Source organism: Enterococcus xiangfangensis, assembly GCF_005405365.1.
Lineage (GTDB): Bacteria > Bacillota > Bacilli > Lactobacillales > Enterococcaceae > Enterococcus_A > Enterococcus_A xiangfangensis.
In genome coordinates, this window is the sequence record NZ_BJDX01000010.1 from 98793 (window position 1) to 123742 (window position 24950).

Consider the following 24950-nt stretch of genomic DNA (forward strand, 5'->3'; position numbering starts at 1 on the left):
CTTTTCCGTTGCACAGAAGCCCGTATGATAAGGTTTTCATCTTACACACAAAAAAACTAGGATTACACACTGTGCGATCCTAGTTCTACTCGATTATCTTCAAGTGTTTTTACAATGTATGCAATGTCATCTTCCGTAAACCGAATACCAAATTGTTTTTCAATGACTGTCAGCTTAATAGCCGTTTGATTAAATCGTAATTGATGCTGTTGGTGAAAATATTTTACATTCTCAAATGCTGGACGTTCTTCGCCTTTTTTGATTTTGTCCACCAAAAAAGCGAGATGGACACTCAATGCCTGAACCGCCGTATTTTCAATAATTAGTTCTTGTTCTTTACGAATTCCTTGCAGCACATCATCGATCAGTAAAAAAAGTGTTTTTACATCTATTTCGGGTAAAAAATCTTTCGTCAATGAATCGACCATTTCCGGTAGAGAGATCGTACTGCCCGATAAATCTTGAAATTCTAAGATTTTATCCCGCTTGAATAAATTCATTGCGGGAATAAATGGGATCTTTTGATAATGGATCTCCATCGTTCCTACAATCGCCACGATATCTTTATGAGTGATCAGCTGATCGATCCGATGTTTGAAACTTTCCCGTTCCAAAGACTGCATCTGAATGATCTCAAATTCTTCCAGATTGACGATTTGCGAAACCACTTCATTCAAACGTTTGGAAACACCCTCACCGGTAAAACAAGCTACGATGATCACTTTCTTTTCATCTTTTTGGGTCGGCTCTTCTAATCGAACCATGTTTTGGAACATCGAGATAACGCTCGTGTAGATTTCTTCCAAAGAGCGGCCTAATGTTGCCAGCCGTAAACTTTCTAACACCAGCATCGTACTTGCCATCGAAATCACGCGAGTCCGAATTTCCATCTCATGAAAGATCAAATTACCAAAATTATTTGGTGATCCCATATCTGTCAGTAAAATGATTCCTTCTGAAAAAGTTTCGCGTCTTGCTTGGATATAATTTTTAATCTGACCATACATCGCCTCAGTGTCCAACGTCAGCGGCATATTGAATGCAATCCCGTTAGTCGTCCCCAATAGATCCTGAACGGTCTCTAACATACTCGAGGCCGTTGATTTCCCATGCATGACCACTAATACCGCTACTTGCCGTTCATCGACCTTTTTCGCTTCTTGGTTGTCCATCGTCAAAAACATTGTGATAAATCCGATTTCATCTAACGGAATCAGAATATTATAGGCTTCTTCGATCTGATTGGACAATTCAATAGCCAATTGGAATTCTTTTGAATAATTGCGACGGATATCATTCAAATTAGGATGGGAGATAAATTGATTTCCGCGAATCCGTTCGATCGTCGAACTGATATGCAAGGCAAAAGCAAAGCGCACTTTTTCGTCATATTCTCGCTGCATTTGCTTAGAAGCAAAATCATACAGACTGTTCACTAGTTTCCAAAGATCATCTGAAATGATTTCTCGATACGCGTTCGTATGGGAAAGCTCCTCGACATACGTCTCAAAATATTGATCGACATCATCAGAGATCAGCTCCTCTAGATCGATTTCTGATAAGTTTTCGCGTCCTAACTTTTCCAATTTATAAGTAATCGAATGATAAACTTCCATATCTTTATTTGGATCTTGTCCCCAAACAACTTCTTCAGTTCCCGGCTTCAACGTCAAATAAAGATTTTTCTTATCCATAAAAAGTGTCAACTTGTCTTGAACCTCATTCATCCGTAGCAAGCCTTTTTGGACGACTAATGGTAGATCTTCTTCTACAATCATCAATTTTTCTGATTCACTAGTCGTTTGATGGTGTAAAAATGCCTTAGCACAAACTAATTTCAAATCGCGCTTCAACTGCCCGATATTTCCTTCGGCATTATATAAAAGAAAAGCTAGCAGACTGCGTTTATCGATCGCGATTTCTTGCATCAGACGATTGGCTTCTTGCTGCAAAAACTCTTTAATGATTGCTAATCGTTCATCTAATGAGCGTTCTGCTAAAGACGGCAGTTCGATCTGCATAGGGATTCTACGATTGAACGTCGATAAAAACACCGAGCTTGTCTCTGTCGTAGCTCCTATGATTTGGACCGATGCTTGTTTTTCTTGACCATCGCCTAATGAACGAAACGTTCCTTTATCAATAAAAGTAAAGAGCATCTCTTGACCTTCTGGCGGCAGACGATGGATCTCATCTAGAAATAAAATCCCGCCGTCGGCTTTTTCCATCAAACCTTCGCGATTTTGTTCTGCTCCGGTAAACGCTCCGCGCTTCACTCCAAAAATATGACCGTAAAGCAGTTGCGGATTTTGAGCATAATCTGCACAGTTGAACGTGATAAACGGTGCACTCTCATCTAAAACAGCAGCGGAAACAGCAAAACGATACATACATTCTGCAAACATCGTTTTCCCGGTTCCTGTCTCACCAAAAATAATCGTGTGCAACCCTCGCGGCGGATACAAAATCGCCGCTTTAGATTTTTGGATCTGACTCTTTAATGAATCTTCGCGACCAATCAGGTTGTCAAAATTGATATGTTTTTCTGTTGATACTGTAGCAATTTGAAATTTTACCGGACGGCCATCTATTTTTTTGACTGCCCCTTCTTTTGTTAATTCATTCAAATAGCGGCTGACGTTCGTCCGATCGACCCCTAGTTGATTTGCCAACTCTTGTGCCGTTTGTTCGTTAGGATTTGCTCTCAATACATCCAATACTTCATCTTTTCTTGATTTCAAAAAAATCCCTCCTGCAAATGGTCTAAACCATTTATCATTGTAACCCTTTTCTTTTTAGATTTCTACTAAATTATCCTTGAGAAAGTTTTCAGACGGTTCTAACGAAGTAACTGCGTGATTTTTTCCAATTCCTGTGAGATTTCAATTTTAGAAATATCGTTCAGCAAGTAATATTCCAACAGCCCAACAATTCCATGCGCAAAAAACAGACTAGTTAAATGTGATTGACCGGTCAACTGCTCCAGCAAATAATCGATTTGAAACTGAGTAAAAAAACCTTGTTTATCCGCATTGAGCAGTCGTTTCAATTTTTCACGATGTTCAGTGATATACTCAAAGGTCTTTTCGAGTTTTTTCTGATTATCTGTTTCGCCATTTTGCTCACAATATTCGACTAATCTTTGCATTTCATCAGCAATACTTTTTTCAAGTAAATCATCTTTATCAATAAAATGAAGATAGAATGTTCCACGATTGATATCTGCAATTTGGCAAATTTGACTGACTGATATTTCTTCATAGCTTTTTTCTTTTAACAGTTGATAAAAAACTACCGTGATCCCTTTTTGGGTTTTTCGTTTCCGTCGATCCATCATTTTGCTCCAATCATTTCTTCGATTCTGTTGAGTAATCAACACAAATAAGATTTTGTTGATTGCAACTTTTTACCTGTTCCTCTATCATATTGTACACAAGTTGAATAATCAACACTTGTTGATTATTGAAAGGATGGAATAAATGAAGCTATTAATTTATGGCGCGGGTATCCAAGGAAGTTTTCTTGCGCATTCACTGATGAATAAACACAATGAAGTTACACTGTTAGCGCGAGGAAAAAGGAAGGAAAAATTGTTAACGGATGGTCTAGTGCTGTACCACTCGCTTCAGCAAAAGCAAACCAAAAATTCCATTCGTGTGATTGAGACCCTCCACCCAGATGACCGATATGATTTGGTTTTTGTTACAATGAAATATAGTGATTTTCCAACGATCATCGAACCGTTGGCAAGAAACAATAGCTCCACGATTCTTTTTATCGGCAACCAACTTGATGCAACTGCTTTAGAAAAAGAATTGCAAGAAAAAAGCAAGTCTCCTAAAACTATTTATTTTGGGTTTCAAATGACTGGCGGAACGAATACTGAAAAAGGGATTTCTATTTTGCGCTTTGGAAAAGGAAAACTGAAAGTCGGCTCGCTGCATACTGATTTTAAAATCACCCAGCTTTTAAATGCTGCATTCAGCCAAAGCGATTCTACTTGGAGTTACGAAACAAAAATAGATGATTGGCTGAAAAGCCACGCAGTCTTGATTATGATTCAGAATTCTTTTGAATACCTGTATGATTTTTCCTCTGAAAAAATTCGCAAGTCAGGTGATTTAGCGGCGCTATCGCTTGCTACGAAAGAGGCTTTTGCCCTTTTAGAAACAGCTGGTGTAGAAATATTGCCAAGCGGTCAAAAAAGATTCTTGCACCACCCGCGGCTAATAAAATTATTTTTCACTATATACTACCGGCTGCCTATCAGTCAGCTTGTTCAAGGTACCTTTAAAGAAATCTATCATTTGATCCAGTCGTTCGAACGTTATCAGACAATACCCGCTCCACAGCTCGACTCACTGTTGCAAGCAGCAAAAGAAAAATATGAACGGTCTTTATAGATCCCACTATACTAAAAAAACATCAAAGGTCATCCTTTGATGTTTTTTATCTTCTATGTTTACTGCTTACCTTATTTTAGGAAAAGACATCGTCAGACAGAAAAAATGGTCTTTTATTTCAGCGGTCATCGTGCCGCCCATTTTTTCTGCCATGGTTTTAGCGATTGTTAAGCCCAAACCGCTGGCGGCATTGGTTCGACTAGTATTTCCTGTATAAAAGCGGTCAAATACCCGCTGAATATCCAGTGACGGATCGTTCAAATCATTTTTGATCTGCAAAACCACTTGTTTATCCACGTTCACCGAAATAATGATTTGTTCTTTGGCATACCGTAGACTGTTTTGAATGATGTTTTGAACGATACGAGTATACAAAAGCGGATCTCCTAAAATCCAAGTCTCAGGTACATTTTCTGGGAATCGCACTGTTAACTGCTGTGCCGTGAATTGTTCATAATACGTGATAAATAATTCTTCCAGCCGCTGATAACTAGAAAAGCGTTCTTGTTGAATGGGCTGTTGATTCAACTCGATTTTTGCTAATTCATAAAAATGCTCATTCATTTCAATCAATCGTTCCACTGATTTATGGATATTTTGCAAATATTGTTGCTGTTTTTGCGAATCATTTTCTTTTTCCAGTAATTGTGTATAGCCGCTGATAGCGGTCAATGGCGTACGCAGATCGTGAGACAAGCCTGTTATCGCCTGCTGTAGATTTTTTTCCAATTGTTTACTATGAATATTTTGCTCCTCATAGCCTGTTACTAATTGATTGACAGCTTCTGCCAACTGAACTAGATCGTTTTCGTGAAACTCTACCGCTATCCTTCCTCCATGAGAAGCATGTTCCGGTAGCTCTTTGACTTGCTGCTGCAAGCGTCTCAACTCCCGTTTAAGACCATACAGATAGCTTCCACCTATCAGCAGTAAGAGACCTACGATACTTGCTATTCCCCACATGTCATTGACTCCTTAATCGAATTTAAAGCCTACGCCCCAAACTGTTTTGATATATTCCGCACCTGCCTGCTGCAGTTTCCCCCGCAAATTACTGATGTGCACGTTAATCGTCTTTTCACTCTCAAAAAAAGGTTCCTGCCAAACATTTTCATAAATATTACTGCGACTGAATACTTTTTTAGGAAATTGCAAAAAGAGCAGCAAGATCGCGTATTCTCTAGCAGTTAAATGCAAAATGGTCTCATTTACCCGCACTTCCCGTGTCTCTAAATCAATGGAAAGCTCTTGATAACTCAGTATCTGATTCGTTGGTTCCTTCGCGGCATGGCGTAATTGGATCTGAATCCGCGCTAATAATTCATATAAATCAAACGGTTTGACCAAATAATCATCTGCCCCTGCTTGCAGCAGCGCAATTTTTTCTGTTAGATCATTTTTTGCGGAGATTACGATGATCGGCAAAGCAGAACGCTGACGGATCCACGCCAATAATTCTTCTCCATTCAATCCTGGCAGCATCAAATCCAGCAAAATCAAATCGAAAGACTCCTGTTGAACGCGTAATTGTCCTTCTGTTCCAGAATAGGCACTGACTACTTCATACTCAGTTAATAATTCTTTGATCATCATTTGAATCTCTGCATCGTCTTCCACCAACAAAATTTTGGTCATTTGCTCACCTACTTGATATCTGATCGTTTAAAAAAGAAAATTCCTATTCCTGATGATACCACAATCGTCAGCAAACTCACGAGGATCATCCATGGAAAACGAGCAATTTCTGCCGGTTGCGTAAAGCTAGTATAAAATAGGAAAGTTCCGGTGATCCAATCCAGAAGAAATTGAGTTGCTGCACTGCGTTGCAATAAAGAAGGGGCAAAGATGATGCCCAAAATATATAACCAATTCCAGATCAATGAGACCCCAATATTTTTTGTAATGAAAGAGATCATGACAAAAACCGCTATGTTCGCCAGTATCAATAAATAAATTGTCAAAAAAGTGTTAACTGCATAAAGAAAATAATGATCGATTCCGTCCATTGAACCAAAGCCGAAGAAAATCGTGAAACAGATGATTTCAAAAAAAGTCAGCAAGAGACACGCAACTAATGTGACGACAGCTAAAGTCACACCCTTGGCAAAATAAAAACTGCTACGGCTGCGACCGATCGATAGCGCGTTGCGGATCGTTCCTTGTTGAAATTCCTCATTGATAAAAAAGCTGACCAATGCCGCTAAAATAAATAAAACGACCTCACTATTTTTTGCTACACCCAACACCCCAGAAGCACCATTGATCACTAAATCTTTTATTGGGGCCAGCACAACACCGTGTTGCGTTTCAACCCAACTATTGACGACTTGAAAAATCGGGATGAACGCAAAAAGTTCGAGAACGACCCACAACTTCCGGCTTTTCAATAGTTTTAATTTATCGGCTCGAAGTAAGTTTGTCATGTTCGTTTCCCTCCGTAAGTTCCAAGAAATAAGTTTCCAAATTTTGACGGGTCACCCCGATGCGCGTGACGGGTATGTCCGCTGAGACCAAACTTTGATTGAGTTGTGCCACCTGATCATTTTGTTGATAGATATGAATCGTCTTTTGATCGATTACTTTATAGTCAGTAATCAGTTGTGCATCCAAAACTACCAATGCTTGTTGAACAACAGGTGTTTCTAATTCAATAAATTGCCGACTTTCTTGCTGTAATTCCTCCTTCGTCACTTCTTTGATCAGCCTACCTTTGTGCAAGATTCCATAATCTGTCGCAATTTCTGCCAACTCATTCAATAGATGACTGGAAAGCAAAACGGTGATCCCTTTTTCAGTCACTAACTGTTGAATAATTTCTCTAATCTCGACGATTCCGGATGGATCCAATCCATTTGTCGGTTCATCCAAAATTAAAAATTCTGGATTTGTGATTAATGCCATCGCAATCGCTAACCGTTGACGCATGCCTAAAGAAAAATTCTTCACTTTCTTTTTACCGGTAGTTTGAAGATTCAACAGCTCTAGCAATTCAGAAATTCGACTGTCCCCGACGCCTCCATTTGCGGCCTGTACTTGTAAATTTTCTTTAGCGGTCAACTCTGGATACAAAGCTGGAGATTCAATGGACTGTCCCATTTGACGGCGGGCTTGCTGCAACCCTTTTTTGTCAGTTCGTCCAAATAATTCGATTTCTCCTCCGTCAATTGCGATCAAATCCATAATCGCTCGCATAAACGTAGATTTTCCAGCGCCATTTTCACCAATCAAACCATAGATCGCGCCACGCTTAATAGCGATGGATACATTATCTAGCGCATGAATTCCTTGATACTTTTTGGTAACATTGGTTGTTTTCAAGACTATTTCCTGCATGGATGCTTTCACTCCTTTTTTTGTAGTTTAACGAAGAAGCATAAAGAAACCCGCTGTAAAAGATAAAAAAAGTATAAAGAAAACGAAATAGTCCCTTAAAAAAATTTACGCTTATTGCCACCGAAGTCGGAACACCACTTATTCGAAAAAAAAGGATGTGACAACTGTCACACCCTTTGCTTTTAGTTCTTACAAGACCTCATCATAATGGTCGGTAAATGAAATGGTAGACATAAAATTTGTCTTGGCTTTCTAGTCATTGCCTTTCATTGCTGCTTTTAATGCCGCAGCCAACGGACTTTCTTGTGGTTCTTCTTGATCGTTGATTTTCTTCAATAAACGACGTTCTTCATGTTTCGTCATTTTTTTCGAACGCTCTTTCTTATCTAACATTTTCTCAGTCGTCCCATCATACTTGCAACGGAAATACGCCCCGTTTTTGCCATCAATGATTTCCATCTTGCGGTGACATTGTGGACAGCGATGATTGGAGACTTTAGGATCTTTCCGACGGCGATACGTACATTCAGAATTGGTACAAATATAAATCTTGCCATCACGAGTATTTTTTTCTCGCAACGGTGATCCACACTCTGGACATTTTTTAGCTGTAATGGAGAAATCTTGATATTTTTTGTCGCTGTGTTTAACTTCGCTGACTAATTTTTTCGTATCCGCTTCGATTTCTTGTAAAAACTGTTTACTGCTGTACTTACCATTAGCGATCGCTTCTAATTGTTTTTCCCATTTTTCGGTTAGTTCTGGAGTCACTAATGACGGGTTCACCAACTCTAATAGTTGTTTGCCCTTTGGCGAGACGGCTAGTCCCGTACTCGTCCGCTCCATCAATTCAGACTTGATTAATTTTTCAATGATCTCTGCTCGCGTTGCGGGTGTTCCCAAGCTGTGTTTTTCCATCTGAGCAAGCAATGTGCCTTCATTCAACGGTTTTGGCGGTGTGGTCAAGGCTTTTTCAATTGTGAATTTAGGGACGATTCTCATTCCAGCAGACCATTGAACCGTTTTTCTTGCTTCTTCAGCCGGCTTCCAGCCAGCTGTTAAAACTGTGTTTTGACGGAAAGTAAATGTTTCGTTTTGGAAAGTTACCGTTACTTTTTGCTGTCTTTCTTTATGCGCTTCTGCAAATAACCCTAAGAAACGTGTCACGATCAAGTTATAGATCCGTTGTTCATCCGTCGACAGTTTTTCAAAGCGCGGACGTTGTTCCGTTGGAATCAAGGCATGGTGATCCGTCACTTTATTATCCTGGAACACGCGCGTTTGTTTTACTTGCGCGCCGTTTTTAATGTATGTTTTCACTTCTGGTGCAAAATCACTGATTGCTTGCAATCGTTCTTTCATGGTCGCTTTCATATCATTTGTCAGATATTTACTATCTGTTCGTGGATAGGTCACGATTTTATGCGTTTCATATAAGCTTTGAACGAGCGTCAGCGTCTTCTTCGCAGAAAATTGATACCGAGCATTGGCTTCTCTTTGAATTTCTGTTAAATCATAAGGAAGCGGTGCGGGTTCAGTTTTTTCTTTTTCAGTAATATCAGATACTGTCCCTTTTGCCCGCATCATTTCTTTGACTAGCTCTTCTGCAGTTTCCCGCTCTGTGATACTATACGGGTTCTTTTGATTCAACTTAGCTTTTTGACCATCAACTTCTAAAGAAATGACAAAATAATTCTGCGGACGGAATTTTTCAATTTTCTTTTCTTGCTGGCGGACCATCGCAAGTGTCGGTGTTTGTACCCGACCTGCGGATAAACTGTCTTCATATTTGACCGTCAATGCACGTGTGACATTCAGTCCAACTAGCCAATCTGCTTTTGCTCGTGCTAAAGCGGACTGATACAAATTATCGTATTCTTTGGCTGGTTTTAATTGTTTGAAGCCATCCTTGATTGCTTTATTGGTCTGCGAAGAGATCCACAGCCGTTTGACAGGTTTTTCAAAGCGCACATATTCCAAGATCCAGCGGGCAACAAGTTCGCCCTCGCGACCAGCGTCTGTCGCGATCACGGCTTCTGAAATATCTTTGCGTTTGGCTAGTTGCTGGATTGATTTCAATTGTCCGCGGGTTTTCGGCAATGGTTTGATTCCAATATATTTTGGAATCATCGGCAATGTCTCCATTTGCCAACTTTGCCACTCGCTATTTAGATCTTCGGGCATTTTTAGACTCAATAAATGACCAAGGGCCCAAGTCACAACAACATTGGGTCCTTCAAAATAATTCTTATTTTTTTGATTGGCGTTAAGCACCTTGCTCAAGTCTCTTGCAACACTTGGCTTTTCCGCTATAATGAGCTGTTTCATAAAATTCCTTTCTGCTAGCAACCGTTAATGGTTGTTCATCTTTTAATAGCGCTAGTCCCCAGTACTGTTGCAAATAATCATCACACTCTTCGCACCAGCGCTCGTCTTGATCTTTCCAAAATGCGCTTAAATAATTCTGTTTCGCATTGCTATATGTATTGGTTTTTTGGAGCTCGCTCCAACGATGCTCATAATAAGCTACTGCCGCATCAAACTCTTCAAAAGTCGCGGTCTCTTGGATATCTGTTTGCCATTCTTCAAAGAACCACCAAGGTTCATTGTCGCCATACATGGTAATCACCTGATACATCTTGCTCTCTCCTTCTTTCTACCCCAATCATAAGTATCATGAAATAAAAATACAAGAAAAATGTTCTCAATTGAAATAAGTTCAACAAAAAATTGAAAACTATAAAATTTTTGCAGAAAAATGTTGCTTTTTTCTTAATTGTATCCTACCACAACGCAAAAGAATTTTATATAATTTTTGCAAGAAGAATGAAAACTGTTTTGGAGCCCTCTTGGCATTCAGCAGGCCTTCCTTCGACAAGAAACTTATAAATTATAAGTCTTATTAATGGTAAAATTTTCGTTAGTTTTTTATACTAATAAATAATTCTAATGAAAGAAGTGACGAACATGCTTGATGGACAATTAAAATTTCTTGATTTCTTCCTTAACAACACCATTGAAGGTAAAGAGGACGAGGCAAAGAAAATCTTAATTAAAAGTTTTGCGGACCAAGAAACAACTGCGTTAAACTTACAAGAATTCAAACAATTGCAAGAACAACTTTTTCCCTTAATCAAACCGGAAAAATTAGATGAAGTCAAAGTCGCAATGGCCCATTTTTCTCAAGGCCTTGCATAATAAAAAGTAGTCACCCGTCAAATTCAACGGTGACTACTTTTTTTGTTGCCAACTTTTTTTAAATATATTGTAATTCTTTTGTTGCTTGGTACGCGTGATCAATCAATCCGCCGCCTAAGCATTCCATTCCTTCATAAAAGACAACTGCTTGTCCTGGTGTGATCGCACGAATGGGTTCATCAAAAATTACTTCAGCCCGGTCGCCATCCAACAATCGAACCGTCACAGGAACATCTTGCTGACGATAGCGGAATTTCGCGGTACACTTGAATTCTTTTGGTTGACTTTCGTTCGTTGTAAAATGAATTTCACTAGCATCCAAACTCGTCGCATACAATGCTTCATGATGGAAACCTTGACCGACATACAATGTATTTGTTGTTAAATCTTTACCAACAACAAACCACGGTTCTTGCGTTTTTCCGCCGCCGCCGATACCTAAGCCTTGACGTTGGCCGATCGTATAATACATCAATCCATCGTGTTCGCCTTTTTCTTCGCCGTCTAATGTTACCATCTTCCCTTTTTTGGCAGGCAGATAGTTGCTTAAAAATTGTTTGAAATTCTTTTCACCGATGAAACAAACACCCGTTGAATCTTTTTTCTTAGCCGTTGCAAGGCCAGCACGTTCAGCAATCGCACGAACTTCTGGTTTTTGCATTCCGCCTAATGGAAATAGCGTTTTTGCCAACTGTTCTTGTGATAATTGACTCAAGAAATAGGTTTGGTCTTTGTTGTTATCAACACCGCGCAACATATGGACGACACCATTTTCGTCTTTTTCGACTTGGGCGTAATGTCCAGTTGCTACATAATCTGCTCCTAATTCCATCGCGTAATCTAAGAAAGCTTTGAATTTGATTTCTTTGTTACACATTACGTCTGGATTAGGCGTGCGTCCGGCACGATATTCTGCTAAGAAATATTCAAAGACACGATCCCAATATTCCTTTTCAAAGTTGACAGAGTAATAAGGGATCCCAATTTGGGCAGCGACTTTCGCCACGTCCTTGTAATCTTCCGTCGCGGTACAAACACCATTTTCATCGGTGTCGTCCCAATTTTTCATAAAAATGCCGACTACATCATAACCTTGTTCTTTTAACAACAAAGCAGTTACTGATGAATCGACGCCGCCGCTCATTCCTACGACGACTCGTGTGTTGCTGTTAGACACAGTATCACCATCATTTCAATCTAGATTCCGAAAACTCTACGATTTGAAGGTCGCAACTTTTCAGTAACATGCATTATACAACATAAATCCTAAATTTTCGATAAATTATTCCTCATTGGCGTTTTTCTTGTCTTTTTGTATCGTTTGTATTAATATAAACAATACAAAGGAGGTTGCTACTATGATTTTAGAAATCAATCCTCATTCAGATGAACCCATTTATTTACAGTTGCGCAAACAAATCATTATTGGGATTGCAAAAGGTGACTTGAATCCCGCTGAACAACTGCCCACTGTTCGCCAAATCGCTGATGAGATCGGCATCAACACAATGACTGTCTCAAAGGGCTATCAGCAGTTGCGCGAAGAAGGCTATTTGCTGACTGATCGCCGCAAAGGAACTATCGTTGCGCCGCTACCCGTTCCTTCAAGTAAAACCAATGAAGAAAATTTAACACTTTTATTAGCCGAACTTTATTTGGCTGAACCGGATGAAGAGAAATTGCGTGATAAGATTCAAACAATTTTATCTTCTTTTAGAAAGGGTGAGAACTAATGATGGCTCCAATTATTTTAGTAGTCTTAATCGCTTGCAACTTTATTATGGCTTTTGTCAGCAGTTTGGCTGCGAAACCACATAATTATGTGATTGTTGAAAATACTTTTCCAGCAGATAAAATCAATGATCCAAAGGTACTAAACTTTTCAAAAAGTTTCCGTACTCGGCAATTCCAAGCAGCATTGATCTTAACGCTTCTCGATTTCATGCTATTGATTCCTATGAAAGATTCTAGTTTTATGCTGCTGTTCTTCCTACTCTTATATTTGACTATCGGTACAAATTATTTGATCACCTTGCGCTACATCCGTAAGGGACATCAGCTGATTGCTGAAAATCATTGGCAGCTAACTGCTCAACCGATCCAGATCGATACTCGTCTAGTCCTTGAAAAAAATCGCAAACTTGTCTCGGCCGGGTGGTTTCTATTGTCTTTAGGTCTGATCCTGTTACTTTGCGGGCTGCTTTATCAACAAGCGATGCCGGATCTGGCACTGATGTTCTTGATTGTTAACATACTCATCTGGGGCATGATGTTTTTTACTTGGCGGGTCATTAACCGTTTGCCGGTTCGCCCATTGACCGACGATCAAAAAATCAATCAACAATACAATGATCTCACGAAATTTTACTGGTCAAGTCTCTCCGTTTTCATGAGTGGCATTATCAGCTTGATCGTTTTTGTTCCATTGTTGACGATGAAAATGGCGGCCTCATTTTTTACTATCCTGACGATTTTCGAAATCAGTTTGATCCTTTTATTTTGTGGTGTTTCTCTGTGGTGGTTGATCCGACTTCGGAGAAAGCAAGATCAGTTATTGACTAGTACCGCTACTTTTCGTTATTTCGGTGAGGATTATTATTGGCGTTATGGGATGTATTATAATCCAGATGATAATCGCTTGATGATTCCCGATCGAATTGGTATGAATATCTCCATTAATTTAGGCAAAACCGCTGGAAAAATCTTTTTGGGATTGGTCCCGATAATTTTGATCGCGGCTATGGCGGTTACCTTTGTCCCATTATACGTATTGGATTATCATCCCGATCCGCTTAGTTATGAAATAAAAAATGAAACAGTCATCCTCGATGGTCATTTTGTCAAAGAGCAGAACATTCCATTTGATCAAATCACAAAAGTAGAGTTGACCAAACAACTACCGACAGGTGTTCGAACAAATGGGCTTGCAACTAATGACTATGACATTGGTCATTATCGAATCGCAGGAGAATCTGCAATTTTATTCGTTGACCATCAGTCAAAACCCATTTTAATAATCCATACCAAAGATCGTTCTTATTACTATACAAATAAAAAACCAGCAGAAACGAAAAAGTTGTATCAAATGATCCAACACTTCAATCACTAAAAAACCATCAGACTTATTCCATTGATTCGTGAATAAGTCTGATGGTTTTTTTAGTGGTAACTCTGGCTATTTTAATTTTTTTACTTCAATTTCTTTATAAGCCGCAATCTCATCGATCAAGTTTTCAGAGATGGGCGTTCCAAATGGCAATGGCGTCTGCAAAAAATTACGTTCAGGCGCGTCGACTCCAACGTTGATATCTTCTGCAATCGGCATACTATAATTGTGGATATGACCATGCAAGTTGCGAATATTCACCGTTTTGCCTAAAAGCATTGGATAATGGGTCAAATAATATTGATGGTGATTAAATTTGACGATTGCTCCGACATCTTCAAATTCAAACTTAGCCGTACCATTTGCAAGTTTTGGATTATGAGCTGCCAAATATTTGAAAAAAGTGCGCGAGTCATGGTTTCCCTTAATAAATATGATTTTTCCTTCCAATTGTAGCAGTTGTTCTAAAATGGCGGGAAACCCTTTTTCGTACAACGGATGCATCGCTACATCGCCCAAATGATACACTGTATCTTTTTCGTTCACCACTGCGTTCCAAGCGGTGACCATCTGCTGGTTCATCTCTTCGACAGTATCAAATAAGCGCGGCGCAAAGTCATTGTCGCCTAACAGGTTCTCATGAAAATAATGTGTGTCTGCTATAAAATATTTCATTCTCATCACCTACAGAGGAAATCTATTTCTTTTATTTTACCATCTATCTTAAAAAAATGCGCTTTTGCGCCCACCAAACAAGGCTACCAACTTAAACTTGGTAGCCTTGTTTTTGTAAAAGTGCTTGATATTTTAATTTAATGATTGCAATAACAGCTTCTAACTGAGTTAGATCCTCTACTCTAGTCGCATCAAATTCTTTGGTGCGTCTAAAGGATTTCCCTGTATCGATCAAGTGAAAGATCTGATTCCACTGTTCAAATTCAGAAAGATTATTAAAATTAGCGATTGGAAAAGCCGCCCCATCACAAATCTCCCATAAACGAAAGACTAAAAAAGCTGTATCGATCATTTGCTGTTTTTTTTGCTTTTTGCATTTGATGATGACTTTTTCTGGATTGTATTTCAAATACCAATCTAAGAGAATAAAAAAGGCTTCCCAACGATAAGTATCATGAAACATTTTTTGTGTATCAGGCATGTCGCGAAAAATTAGCGGAATCAAGTATTGCTTTTTGTATTCCCAACAAGGAATGCCTTCGATAAAATAATCAACATACCGCGTCAAGTAGCTGTTTCCTTCATAACCGCTGATATAATAATCATCGACGCCGTATTTTCGAAACGCTTTCGTCAGCTTGGCACAGTCTTCAATTGAGACGGTCAGCCCTGACAAGAGACGGAAATCAGAAATAATTTTATGATGCTCGATTGTGTCTATCTTGTGAACCAACTTCTCACCTACATTTCCAACAATTTTCTTATCATTAGTGTACCATAATCTGCTAAAATTGAAGCCTCTAACCACTAAAAAAACTCAAAAAAATTACATTTACAGCCAAACGGAAAGCGGTTTACAACCACTGGATTTTCGCTAAAAAAACAGCTCTCATCTTCTCAGACAAAAGCCGTTTCAACTTAAATTTCTTCTTTAACAAATAATCCGCGGTCAATCATTCCATCCATTAGAAAGTAAAATTTCTCTTGGACCAATTCTTGTTTAGCATCTTTAAAAATATCCACTACTTTTAGCCCATTGGCTGTCGTCACCGACATTTTCAACGCGCTGAGATCTTTTGTCACCGTGATTTTCAGTTTAAATCCTTCTTTACTTTGGGGCGTCGCTTGCAACGGACGAACTAGTTGGAAATTACCTGAACTTGTTTCGGTAAACCCATTATCGCGTAATGTGTATTTTTTAGCAGTTGGTGCTAACGCGTATTGATAGTTTGCCCCTTTGATCGTTGCCGTTTTTGTAAATGCCATTTGCTCACCTCATCTTTTAATCTTAATTATAAAGATATGCATTCGCCATTTCAATCTACTTTGTTAGTTCTTTTAAACTAGCTACAAGTTGTTCTGCAAAGTATTCTACTTGTTCCATCGTATTGCCATAACCAAAACTTACGCGCAAAGATTCTTTGACCTCCGGCGCATTTTTGCCATACATCGCTTCTAGTACATGCGAAGGATCAACCGTTCCTGCTGTGCAGGCTGAGCCGGTAGAAACCGCGATTCCACGCAGATCCAATTTCACTAGCAGCAGATCATTGATGATTCCGCTAAAACGAAGATTCAAGACATGAGGCAGTTTATTACTTAGATCCCCATTCACATGATAATCGATTTTTTCACGATCTAGGATCGTCAAAATTTTCTGAGTAAATTGGTCGTACAATTTGTGCTGTCCTTCACGTTTTTCTTCTGTCAATAGTTCTACCGCTTTTGCCATTCCACAAATCCCCGCAAGATTTTCGGTTCCTGCACGGCGTTTTTCTTCTTGTTCTCCGCCACGAAGCAATGGGACTAATTTTACGTTATCACTTTTATATAAGAATCCGACACCCTTTGGTCCATTGATTTTATGCGCAGAAGTGCTTAGAAAATCAATTCCTAGTTCATGAGGCTGGATAAATTGATTGCCGTAAGCTTGAACGGCATCGGTATGGAAATACGCAGGATGCTCTTTCAACCGTTCGCCAATTTCTTTAATCGGCATTAAATTGCCGATTTCGTTATTGCCATACATGATTGATACTAAGGTCGTATCAGGACGCAAACTGGCTTCAAAATCTGGCAACGAGAGATTGCCTTTACGATCTACTGGCAAGTATGTCACTTCAAACCCTTGAGTCTCCAAATACTTCATCGTATTAATAACTGCAGGATGCTCGATCTGAGTCGTGATCAAGTGGCGCCCTTCATTTTGACGACCAAAAGCCGTACTTAAAATCGCTGTATTATCGCCTTCAGTTCCGCCACCGTTAAAAATGATTTCATGATATTTTACACCGAGGCTTTTTCCGATAACTTCTCGCGCCATTTCTAACTTCCCAGCGGCCTGACGACCAAAATGATGGACGCTTGATGGATTACCGAAAGTATCCGTCATAACTTCTGTCATCGCTGTGATGACTTCTGGGTGCATCGGGCTTGTCGCCGCATGATCTAAATAAATATTTTCCACAAATCTTCGAACCTTTCTGACAGTTAGCTTCTTTTGAATACATTTTTTCTCATTTTGCTAAGCTGTGCGATCTCTTATTCTTAAAACTTTACTCACTGCAAAGTCTGCCGCCAGCTAACCGTCTGGCAGAAATTTCAAGCAGACAAAAAAAGGCCGTGGGGCCCTTTTTATTTGAAATCTTTTTGTTCCATCGTAAATAACGGGCTGACCGATTCATTTTTATGGATTCGTTTAACTGCTTCACCCATTAAGAGGGAACAACTGATAATCGATAACTTTTCAGGATGACGCTCAGGCCCTGTTAAGACAGAGTCTGTGATACAAATGTCTTCGATGTCTGCTGCATCTAAGTTTGCTTTTGCTGGAGGTGACAATAATCCGTGTGATGCGCAAGCAACAACTTCTTTTGCACCAGCTTTTTTCAATATTTTTGCTGCATTGGAAAAGACTTCTCCCGTATTCAAAATATCATCGACCATAATGCAGCAACGTCCTTCGACATCACCGATCACATAGCCGGAATCTGGATTTCCTTCTTCTGCAACATCAACGATCGCGATCGCGGTATCTAAATACTCTGCTAAACTACGGGCACGTTGCACACCGCTGTTTTTTGGCGATACTACGACATAGCCATCACCCACCATTCCGCGTCGACGATAATAATGCGCAAATAATGGCATCGTAAATAAATTGTCGACTGGAATATCAAAGAAACCTTGGACTTGCACAGTATGTAAATCAAGGGTCAACACTCTTGTTGCACCTGCGTCTGAAAGTAAATTCGCTATTAATTTAGCTGTGATCGGCTCATGCGGCTTAGCAGTGCGATCTTGTCTAGCATAACCATAATATGGCAAGACGACATTGATCGTTTTTGCACTCGCGCGTTTCAACGCATCGATCATGATCAATAACTCTAAATAATAATCATTCACCGGCTCATTCGTCGATTGGATCACATAAACATCAAATCCGCGGACCGTTTCTTCTAAGTTGATAGAGATTTCTCCATCACTGAATTGTTTGACCGTACTTTTTCCTAACGGTACGCCACAAACATCGGCGATTTTTTCAGCCAATGGTTTATTTCCATTAAGACTAAAAATTTTAAACTTTCCATTACTTTCTTCTGACATGGTGTCCCTCCAAGTATTTTGTACCCCTAGTTTAACATAGTTTAGTTATTTGCTGTAGATTTTACTTTTCAATCGCACCAAACAAATAAATTCTTAAAATCAGACACAGATCTAATCACTCTAAACCTTTTGTGAAACTAACGTGATTGTTCCATTTCCCCACTCAGCGGGAATAATCGCCTCGCTGTTGCCCCAGTTGTCATGGACTTTATAAAATTTTTGTCCATCTGCAGTTTCCATAAAACCGTGTACCACAACCCAATGATTTTTGTAACTGCTGCCTAGGAGCTGCAAAAGTCCGATCATGACTGGCTCGCCTACTGCGATTCGTTTAGTTACCCGTTGCCATGAACCTATCGCTGTCCCTCTTGCCCGATAAGGAATTTGGTAATGGCGGAAAAAACGATTTAAGCCGCAAGAAATTTGGAAAGGAATCGTTGGAAGATCGATTGGCTGTAGAAAAGACTGCAAGGTGCGGATCAATTCTTCTTTTTGATTACTAGTTATTTCTAGCTGAGGTAAGCATTCTTGATCCAACTCATCTTGCCAGTACGCCAGTAACACACTGGCAGCATACGTCCCACACAAAAATCCTCGCGGCGTCTGCCATTCACGATATTTTTCAAAACTCTTTAATTCTACCCATTGACCAAGTAAATCCGCCATTTTCTCACCACCGAATCGTTTTATTTTATCTATTTTCTAAGATGTATCATAATTGACTCTGACCTTTGCTGATGATAACTGCTTGGATAAACGAAGGTTTCTAAAAAAATGCTCTTCCTGTGAGCAGCCCATCAATTGTTTTATTATAATATAGATTAGACCACAATGACAAAGGAGCTGAAGTTTTATGGATACAACAAAAATCAAAGATGATTTATATGAAGCAGTCAACGGCGAATGGATCAAAGATGCCGTCATTCCAGCGGACAAGCCGGCAACTGGCGGCTTTCAGGATTTAGTCGATGAGATTGATGACTTATTGATTGCTGATACGAAAAAGATGAGTGCTGATCCTTCATTGATTCCAAATGACTTGATGAAAGAGTACATCGCATATTTTCAATTGGCGAACGATTATCAAAAACGGGATCAAGATGGTGCATTCCCTTTGCTTCCGCTATTAAATCAAGTGGCAGAGTTAAAAAATTTAGCTGATTTGGATCAACAATTGACCAGCTGGGTACTCGCCGGACTTCCTTTACCTTTTGGTGTGGATGTCGATGCGGATATGAAAAATACAAAAATCAACGCGTTATTCGCAGGCGCCCCCAATTTGATTTTGCCAGACAAAACTTATTATGAACCCGATCATCCTCAAGCACCGCAGCTTTTAGCGATTTTTAAAGAAATGACGCTGAAACTTTTTGCCCTAGCAGGTTACAAGGCTGATACAGCCGAAAAAATTACAGATGAAGCCCTTCAATTTGATAAATTGCTGGCTCCCCATGTAAAAAGTGCCGAAGAAAATGCTGACTATAGCAAAATGTATAATCCTGAAAGCGGCGAAGAATTTATCAAGTATAGTCAACAGCTTGATTTGAAAAAATTATTGATTGGATTAGTCGGTGAAGTCCCCGAAAAAATCATTGTGACCGAACCGCTGTTTTTTGCAAAATTAAATGACTTGATCACACCAGCAACATTTCCACAAATGAAAAGCTGGATGTTAGTTATGACAATCAATGCTTTAACTGCTTATCTCAGTGAAGAATTTCGTCAAGTCGGCGGCATCTATAACCGGGCGCTATCTGGTGCACCGGAAGCTCGCCCACAAGGAAAAGCGGCATTCTATCTTGCTGCTGGACGTTTCGATCAAATCATTGGCGACTATTATGGAAAAAAATATTTTGGTGAACAAGCCAAAAAAGATGTCCAGCAAATGGTGGAGCAAATGATTGGAATCTATCAAGAACGTTTGAGCAGCAACAGTTGGCTCGGTGAAGCCACTCGTGAAAAAGCCATTACTAAATTAAAAACACTTGGCATTCATGTCGGCTATCCAGAAAAGATTCCGCCGATTTATACACAATTTACAGTGACTCCAGCTGCAAAAGGCGGCTCGCTGTTAAGCAACGCATTACACTTTAGTCAATTAAAACGCCGCGACGAGTATGCTAAATGGAATAAACCGGTTGAACGAGATGAATGGGAAATGAGCGCCAACACTGTCAATGCTTATTACCATCCATTTCGCAATATCATTGTTTTCCCAGCAGCAATCTTACAAGCACCGTTTTACAGTTTGGAACAATCCAGCAGCGAAAACTTTGGTGGGATTGGTGCTGTCATCGCCCATGAAATTTCTCATGCTTTTGACAACAACGGCTCGCTGTTCGATGAGTACGGAAATCTGAACAATTGGTGGACAGACGACGATCAAACACATTTTCAAGCATTGGCCGATCAGATGATCGCTGAATTTGATGGATTGGGAATCGCTGGCGGAAAAGTCAACGGTAAATTGACTGTTTCGGAAAATATCGCTGATGCTGGAGGATTGAGTTGTGCACTAGAAGCCGCGAAAAAAGATCCTAATGCCGACCTTGCAGGTTTCTTCATCAACTGGGCAACGATTTGGCGGATGAAAGCCCGCCAAGAATACACACAATTACTCTTATCAGTTGATGTTCACGCACCAAATAAATTACGAGCCAACGTCCAAGTCAAAAATTTGGCAGAGTTCTATCAAACCTTTGGCATCAAACCAGCTGATACTATGTATTTAGCTCCTGAAAAACGCGTAAGTATTTGGTAATTTCACTTATTAAGTTAGCCGTTGTTCCTGAAGTAGACGGTTTTAAGAAATGAAAAAGACTACCCGAATAAACGACTTCTCACCAGCTATTCGAAAAAAGGGAGTGTGACAAAATTTTGTCACACTCCCTTTGATGGTATTAAGCTTTTGGTTTTTTTGAATCGATCGCATATTGACGACGTCCGCCTGGTTTTGGTACTAGATCACCAATCATGTTGCCGAATCCGCCTTCTACGCGCAATTCATGTCCATTCGTGTAATCAGAACGTTTGCTGGCAAGATACAACACTGCATTGGAAATATCTTGAACTTCACCAATGCGGCGATTAGCTGTCATTCGTCTTCTGCCTTCTTCCACTTCTGCATCTTCATAGAATTTAGTTGATAATGGTGTTTTAACAAAACATGGCAATACACAATTACTGCGAATACCATATTGGCCCCATTCACCGGCGATCATCTTAGACAGCATGTTCACACCCGCTTTACTTGGGCTGTAAGCACCTGAATATGTTTCTGGTGAAAGCGAAGCGATCGTTGAAATGTGGACCATACGTCCTGATTGTTGTTCAATCATCACACGACCGATTCGTTGCGAAACTAAGAAGTAGCCATTCAGATTCACGTCGATCGTCCGTTTCCATTCATCTAAAGCTAAGTCTTCCAACGGACTGAAAGTTAGGATTGCTGCTGTTTGAACCAACACGTCGATTCTGCCAAAATCTGCCTTGACTGTTTTTGCTAAGGCATCTACTTGTTCTTCGACTGTTGAGTTGCAGGCATAACCTTCTGCTTTCACTCCATATTTATTTGCTAATTCTGCCGCGTAGCTTTTAGTAGCTTCTTCATTTAAATCGACTAAGGCTAAGTTCGCTTTTTGTTCCGCAAAATCACTTGCGATCTTCCGTCCCATTCCGCCTAAGGCACCTGTGATTACTACTACATCATTTGCTAAATCTAACCATGATTTTTCCATTATTTCCGCTCCTGTTCATTTTATGGGACTCTAACAAAAATCTTGTCACAGCCGCTTTGCTTACCTTAAATATACTGAAACCAATCAGTGAATACTAATTCTTTTTTTAAATCAATCTATAGTCTTGTTCAATCAATCACCAAGAGTTGTTTTGCCAACTGTTCACTATACTCTGGTGCGATTGGATACAGCAAAGCAATGTTCAAGATGACCGGTGAAAAAGGTAGCTCTAGGTACGCTTGTGCAAAACTCATCGCTGCGATCTCACTGAGGGCATGTAAGCGAGCTTGTCGTTTAAACGGACCTGTTTGATACATTAACTGCTTTTTGATCGTAAACAATTGCTGCTGATTTTCCAAATAGTGATACAATTCATGCGCTAACAAAATATCTGCTGCTCGTTGATCCTTAAAAAAATCTTGCGCTAATAAAAAGGGTTCTGCTGCGGCCAATAAACTTTGATTGATCCGAATTAGCTTTGGTAATTGAAACTCCGCCAAAACAAACCGAAAATTTTCCGCTTTCAACTCTTCTTGAAAAAACTCTATCTCTATTTTTTCTTGACGGCAATAGTTCCGCAAATCATCTGCGACTAAATTTTCTGCTGCCGATTCGCCGCATTCAACTGCCTGTTGAATCAGCTCCGATCGCTGATTTTCAGGGATTTTTTTATACAAATGATCTTGTGACAGCAAATATTTCCCATAGTTGATCTCTGCTTGCGCTAAAGTGTTAAAGTCCATTCCTACTATCCCTTCTAAATATACCGATTTGCCGCAATAATAATGATCTCATCTGTACCGATGATCTCGCTCATTTCAATTTCCATCAGCATCGTCAATTGGGCAAAGTCGGTGCTGGAAAAATCCAATAATCGCGGTCCAACACAGAAATAATAATCTGGACGAATGATCAAATCACTTTGATAATTCGCCATGCTTTCCCAAAGCTGATTGACTACTTCAAAATAACTTTGGATGGATGTTTTGACCACTTCTGCATGTTCTCTTTGCACGCGAATGAATCCTTTTTTATCGATTACTCGGATCCCATTGCCTTTCTTCGTGCTGGCACCATAAATATTGAAGTGATTGGTTGCATCCAATAATCGAACTTGCTCGGCTGGCAAACGAAAATCTTGGATTGCGATTTCAAGTTCTTCCGCTTCAGTTGCTGCAGACTGAAGTTCGGTTGCTTGGGCTGCGGTCGAGCCAGATGCTCGTGCTGTAATCTTTTGTGTTTGAGGATCAATCTCGATATGGACCTCGACACTGTCTTCTGTTGCACCGCTTTCAATTGCCATGTCTGTAACCTCTTGTTTGATTGCTTGAATGTCCCTCTTTGTAGGGCTCGGTACGATCCGTTCGACGACATCTTGAACTGCTGCTAAAGCCACCCCAATCGAAGAGATCACTTCAGCATTTTCTGGGATCTTATAATTCAAATCCATTCGTTCAGCTGCGAATTTGATCAATGCCGCTACCCCACCGCCGACACCAACTAAAGTCATTTGATTTTTTTCGAGTTGATATTTTTTGGCTAATGAGCGAATGACCGGTTCAATTTTTTCAACTGCTTTGACTAAAATCTGCCGCGCAACTTCTTCAATCGTCAAATTCAAATATTCTGCTAGAGGTGCGATCGCTTTTCGAGCTGATGCGACATTTCCATAAGAAAAATCCTCTTTTGTTACATAGCCTAAAACATTCGCTGCACAAGAGTTAGTGATCGTGATGCGTTTGCCGCTTTCTAATTTGATTGCTACATAATCTGCGGGATCTCCTTCTCTTGGTGAAAACAGTTCCAGCTGAGGATTGACGATTTCTTCTTCTGGAGTATAAACAGCATAAGCCAGACCAGCGATATGCGCACTGCGAGGACCGACATCCTTCACGCCGCTTTTGCTCACTCGGATCATGCTGCCGCCAGCAACTCCCAGCACTCGAACATCAAGCGAATTAACGTACGTTTTATGCCCAGAAATTTCTGAATAATCAATCACTGGTCGTCCATTTTTGATCACACCTAAGTTTGTAGAGGTCCCGCCAACTTCAAAATAAATGCCGTTTGAGATTCTTAAATACATCAGTGCTCCCATGACACTAGCCGCCGGACCTGATAACATCGTCAAGACAGGACGTTTTTTCATTTCAACAGCATCCATCAAACCGCCGTCACCGCGCATGATCATTAATGGAACATCTACTCCTGAAGAACGCACACTTTCTTCAGTCAAATTAGCTGTTTCCAACATTTTTGGTAAAATCGACGCATTGATCGTCGCTGTGCGCGTTCGCCGAGACAAACCGTAAAGTTTGGTCATCTCAGAGGCTAAAGTCACTGGAACATTTTTTTTGCGAGCGACCGCCGCAATTTTTTCTTCTAAAGATAAATTATCAACACCAAATGCTGCCGAAGCAACTAAGACATCGATTTTTTCTGCTAAAAGTTCATCAATGACGTTCTCAATTGCTTCTTCCGTCAATTTTTTTTGTGAAATATAGCGAGAAGTCACATAGATACTTTTGCCTGTACCTAAATCAATATCTTTTAAATTGGTCTGCGGTCGAGCCAACCAACCTTCGATGCCTGCTTTAGCAGTACTGATAATCCCAATCTTAGCGACGTCTCCTTCTAATAAGGCATTGGTTGCTTGAGTCGTACTGTGAGCGACAAAAACGACCTCTTCAGGTGCGATATCAAATTCGGCCAAACATTTCAAAAAGGAATTGGCCACACCTTCAGCCACACCTTGCTCGCTGTCATGAGTCGTTTTTACCGATGATTTTCCGATGATTTCTTGAGTATCATTGTCGATTGCTACCGCCTTTGTATGCGTACCACCGACATCGATCCCGATTCGAACGCGTCGTTTCATTTTTTGAGACTCCC

General features: G+C 40.0%; 23 protein-coding genes. 5 read left to right on the top strand and 18 right to left on the bottom strand.

The annotated features are described in order from the left end of the window. Window positions 1-62 precede the first annotated feature (62 nt). Window positions 63-2741 (bottom strand): sigma-54-dependent transcriptional regulator, encoded by a 2679-nt coding sequence (locus FFM68_RS11255; RefSeq protein ID WP_137619405.1) that lies wholly within the window; start codon window positions 2739-2741, stop codon window positions 63-65. Between the two features lie 98 nt (window positions 2742-2839). Next, a complete protein-coding gene (locus FFM68_RS11260) occupies window positions 2840-3334 on the bottom strand; it encodes a TetR/AcrR family transcriptional regulator (RefSeq protein ID WP_137619406.1) in 495 nt (164 codons plus the stop codon). A 145-nt stretch (window positions 3335-3479) separates the two neighbouring features. Here FFM68_RS11260 and FFM68_RS11265 point away from each other — a divergent pair, with 145 nt between their 5' ends. Then, a complete protein-coding gene (locus FFM68_RS11265; protein ID WP_137619407.1) occupies window positions 3480-4403 on the top strand; it encodes a ketopantoate reductase family protein in 924 nt (307 codons plus the stop codon). A 66-nt stretch (window positions 4404-4469) separates the two neighbouring features. Here FFM68_RS11265 and FFM68_RS11270 read toward each other — a convergent pair whose 3' ends face one another. The 6 genes from FFM68_RS11270 to FFM68_RS11295 form a co-directional block, all read right to left on the bottom strand. Beyond that, window positions 4470-5366 (bottom strand): sensor histidine kinase, encoded by an 897-nt coding sequence (locus FFM68_RS11270; RefSeq protein ID WP_137619408.1) that lies wholly within the window; start codon window positions 5364-5366, stop codon window positions 4470-4472. A gap of 12 nt (window positions 5367-5378) precedes the next feature. Continuing rightward, a complete protein-coding gene (locus tag FFM68_RS11275) occupies window positions 5379-6038 on the bottom strand; it encodes a response regulator transcription factor (RefSeq protein ID WP_137619409.1) in 660 nt (219 codons plus the stop codon). Between the two features lie 8 nt (window positions 6039-6046). Further along, a complete protein-coding gene (locus FFM68_RS11280; protein WP_137619410.1) occupies window positions 6047-6826 on the bottom strand; it encodes an ABC transporter permease in 780 nt (259 codons plus the stop codon). Beyond that, on the bottom strand, window positions 6801-7736 hold the full coding sequence (locus FFM68_RS11285; RefSeq protein WP_137619411.1) for an ATP-binding cassette domain-containing protein: 936 nt from the start codon (window positions 7734-7736) through the stop codon (window positions 6801-6803). Before FFM68_RS11285 ends, FFM68_RS11280 begins: the two co-directional genes overlap by 26 nt. Window positions 7737-7988: 252 nt before the next feature. Beyond that, a complete protein-coding gene (locus tag FFM68_RS11290) occupies window positions 7989-10064 on the bottom strand; it encodes a DNA topoisomerase III (RefSeq protein ID WP_137619412.1) in 2076 nt (691 codons plus the stop codon). Beyond that, complete coding sequence (locus tag FFM68_RS11295) at window positions 10003-10374, bottom strand: DUF1033 family protein (RefSeq protein ID WP_137619413.1); 372 nt, start codon at window positions 10372-10374, stop codon at window positions 10003-10005. Before FFM68_RS11295 ends, FFM68_RS11290 begins: the two co-directional genes overlap by 62 nt. Window positions 10375-10703: 329 nt before the next feature. Here FFM68_RS11295 and FFM68_RS11300 point away from each other — a divergent pair, with 329 nt between their 5' ends. Continuing rightward, window positions 10704-10934: a hypothetical protein gene (locus FFM68_RS11300; RefSeq protein ID WP_137619443.1), complete on the top strand. Its 231-nt coding sequence runs from the start codon at window positions 10704-10706 to the stop codon at window positions 10932-10934. Between the two features lie 58 nt (window positions 10935-10992). Here FFM68_RS11300 and mnmA read toward each other — a convergent pair whose 3' ends face one another. Further along, window positions 10993-12111: a tRNA 2-thiouridine(34) synthase MnmA gene (gene mnmA, locus FFM68_RS11305; RefSeq protein WP_137619414.1), complete on the bottom strand. Its 1119-nt coding sequence runs from the start codon at window positions 12109-12111 to the stop codon at window positions 10993-10995. 181 nt (window positions 12112-12292) lie between these two features. Between mnmA and FFM68_RS11310 the strand changes: the two genes are divergently transcribed. Next, entirely contained in the window at window positions 12293-12667 is a 375-nt protein-coding gene (locus FFM68_RS11310; RefSeq protein WP_137619415.1) for a GntR family transcriptional regulator, read from the top strand. A gap of 2 nt (window positions 12668-12669) precedes the next feature. Further along, on the top strand, window positions 12670-14043 hold the full coding sequence (locus FFM68_RS11315; protein ID WP_239585156.1) for a PH domain-containing protein: 1374 nt from the start codon (window positions 12670-12672) through the stop codon (window positions 14041-14043). Window positions 14044-14109: 66 nt separating this feature from the next. On the opposite strand, the gene FFM68_RS11320 is transcribed toward FFM68_RS11315, so the two are convergent. The 6 genes from FFM68_RS11320 to FFM68_RS11345 all read right to left on the bottom strand — a co-directional run bounded on the left by FFM68_RS11320 (window position 14110) and on the right by FFM68_RS11345 (window position 18987). Beyond that, complete coding sequence (locus FFM68_RS11320) at window positions 14110-14715, bottom strand: metallophosphoesterase (protein WP_137619417.1); 606 nt, start codon at window positions 14713-14715, stop codon at window positions 14110-14112. A gap of 91 nt (window positions 14716-14806) precedes the next feature. Beyond that, window positions 14807-15448: a hypothetical protein gene (locus tag FFM68_RS11325; protein ID WP_137619418.1), complete on the bottom strand. Its 642-nt coding sequence runs from the start codon at window positions 15446-15448 to the stop codon at window positions 14807-14809. 185 nt (window positions 15449-15633) lie between these two features. Next, window positions 15634-15981, bottom strand: coding sequence for a DUF1831 domain-containing protein (locus tag FFM68_RS11330; RefSeq protein ID WP_137619419.1), 348 nt, complete (start codon window positions 15979-15981; stop codon window positions 15634-15636). A gap of 55 nt (window positions 15982-16036) precedes the next feature. Further along, a complete protein-coding gene (locus FFM68_RS11335; RefSeq protein WP_137619420.1) occupies window positions 16037-17182 on the bottom strand; it encodes a cysteine desulfurase family protein in 1146 nt (381 codons plus the stop codon). 167 nt (window positions 17183-17349) lie between these two features. Beyond that, entirely contained in the window at window positions 17350-18321 is a 972-nt protein-coding gene (locus FFM68_RS11340; RefSeq protein WP_137619421.1) for a ribose-phosphate diphosphokinase, read from the bottom strand. A gap of 120 nt (window positions 18322-18441) precedes the next feature. Then, window positions 18442-18987, bottom strand: coding sequence for a hypothetical protein (locus tag FFM68_RS11345; RefSeq protein ID WP_137619422.1), 546 nt, complete (start codon window positions 18985-18987; stop codon window positions 18442-18444). A 187-nt stretch (window positions 18988-19174) separates the two neighbouring features. Here FFM68_RS11345 and FFM68_RS11350 point away from each other — a divergent pair, with 187 nt between their 5' ends. Then, complete coding sequence (locus FFM68_RS11350) at window positions 19175-21082, top strand: M13 family metallopeptidase (RefSeq protein ID WP_137619423.1); 1908 nt, start codon at window positions 19175-19177, stop codon at window positions 21080-21082. Between the two features lie 139 nt (window positions 21083-21221). Here the strand turns inward: FFM68_RS11350 and FFM68_RS11355 are convergent, their stop codons facing one another. The 3 genes from FFM68_RS11355 to FFM68_RS11365 form a co-directional block, all read right to left on the bottom strand. Next, window positions 21222-22058, bottom strand: coding sequence for an SDR family NAD(P)-dependent oxidoreductase (locus FFM68_RS11355; protein ID WP_137619424.1), 837 nt, complete (start codon window positions 22056-22058; stop codon window positions 21222-21224). Between the two features lie 128 nt (window positions 22059-22186). After that, on the bottom strand, window positions 22187-22801 hold the full coding sequence (locus FFM68_RS11360; RefSeq protein ID WP_137619425.1) for a hypothetical protein: 615 nt from the start codon (window positions 22799-22801) through the stop codon (window positions 22187-22189). 14 nt (window positions 22802-22815) lie between these two features. After that, a complete protein-coding gene (locus FFM68_RS11365) occupies window positions 22816-24936 on the bottom strand; it encodes a hydantoinase/oxoprolinase family protein (RefSeq protein WP_137619426.1) in 2121 nt (706 codons plus the stop codon). Between the last annotated feature and the right edge of the window lie 14 nt (window positions 24937-24950).

What these genes read in the sequence shown, in the direction of transcription:
- FFM68_RS11270 (WP_137619408.1), bottom strand. Translation starts at nt 5,366, where the DNA reads ATGTGGGGAATAGCAAGTATCGTAGGTCTCTTACTGCTGATAGGTGGA.
- FFM68_RS11340 (WP_137619421.1), bottom strand. Translation starts at nt 18,321, where the DNA reads ATGTCAGAAGAAAGTAATGGAAAGTTTAAAATTTTTAGTCTTAATGGA.
- FFM68_RS11310 (WP_137619415.1), top strand. Translation starts at nt 12,293, where the DNA reads ATGATTTTAGAAATCAATCCTCATTCAGATGAACCCATTTATTTACAG.
- FFM68_RS11260 (WP_137619406.1), bottom strand. Translation starts at nt 3,334, where the DNA reads ATGGATCGACGGAAACGAAAAACCCAAAAAGGGATCACGGTAGTTTTT.
- FFM68_RS11350 (WP_137619423.1), top strand. Translation starts at nt 19,175, where the DNA reads ATGGATACAACAAAAATCAAAGATGATTTATATGAAGCAGTCAACGGC.
- FFM68_RS11365 (WP_137619426.1), bottom strand. Translation starts at nt 24,936, where the DNA reads ATGAAACGACGCGTTCGAATCGGGATCGATGTCGGTGGTACGCATACA.
- FFM68_RS11295 (WP_137619413.1), bottom strand. Translation starts at nt 10,374, where the DNA reads ATGTATCAGGTGATTACCATGTATGGCGACAATGAACCTTGGTGGTTC.
- FFM68_RS11345 (WP_137619422.1), bottom strand. Translation starts at nt 18,987, where the DNA reads ATGGCGGATTTACTTGGTCAATGGGTAGAATTAAAGAGTTTTGAAAAA.
- FFM68_RS11300 (WP_137619443.1), top strand. Translation starts at nt 10,704, where the DNA reads ATGCTTGATGGACAATTAAAATTTCTTGATTTCTTCCTTAACAACACC.
- FFM68_RS11320 (WP_137619417.1), bottom strand. Translation starts at nt 14,715, where the DNA reads ATGAAATATTTTATAGCAGACACACATTATTTTCATGAGAACCTGTTA.
- FFM68_RS11280 (WP_137619410.1), bottom strand. Translation starts at nt 6,826, where the DNA reads ATGACAAACTTACTTCGAGCCGATAAATTAAAACTATTGAAAAGCCGG.
- FFM68_RS11265 (WP_137619407.1), top strand. Translation starts at nt 3,480, where the DNA reads ATGAAGCTATTAATTTATGGCGCGGGTATCCAAGGAAGTTTTCTTGCG.
- FFM68_RS11290 (WP_137619412.1), bottom strand. Translation starts at nt 10,064, where the DNA reads ATGAAACAGCTCATTATAGCGGAAAAGCCAAGTGTTGCAAGAGACTTG.
- FFM68_RS11330 (WP_137619419.1), bottom strand. Translation starts at nt 15,981, where the DNA reads ATGGCATTTACAAAAACGGCAACGATCAAAGGGGCAAACTATCAATAC.
- FFM68_RS11275 (WP_137619409.1), bottom strand. Translation starts at nt 6,038, where the DNA reads ATGACCAAAATTTTGTTGGTGGAAGACGATGCAGAGATTCAAATGATG.
- FFM68_RS11315 (WP_239585156.1), top strand. Translation starts at nt 12,670, where the DNA reads ATGGCTCCAATTATTTTAGTAGTCTTAATCGCTTGCAACTTTATTATG.
- FFM68_RS11360 (WP_137619425.1), bottom strand. Translation starts at nt 22,801, where the DNA reads ATGGACTTTAACACTTTAGCGCAAGCAGAGATCAACTATGGGAAATAT.
- FFM68_RS11355 (WP_137619424.1), bottom strand. Translation starts at nt 22,058, where the DNA reads ATGGAAAAATCATGGTTAGATTTAGCAAATGATGTAGTAGTAATCACA.
- FFM68_RS11285 (WP_137619411.1), bottom strand. Translation starts at nt 7,736, where the DNA reads ATGCAGGAAATAGTCTTGAAAACAACCAATGTTACCAAAAAGTATCAA.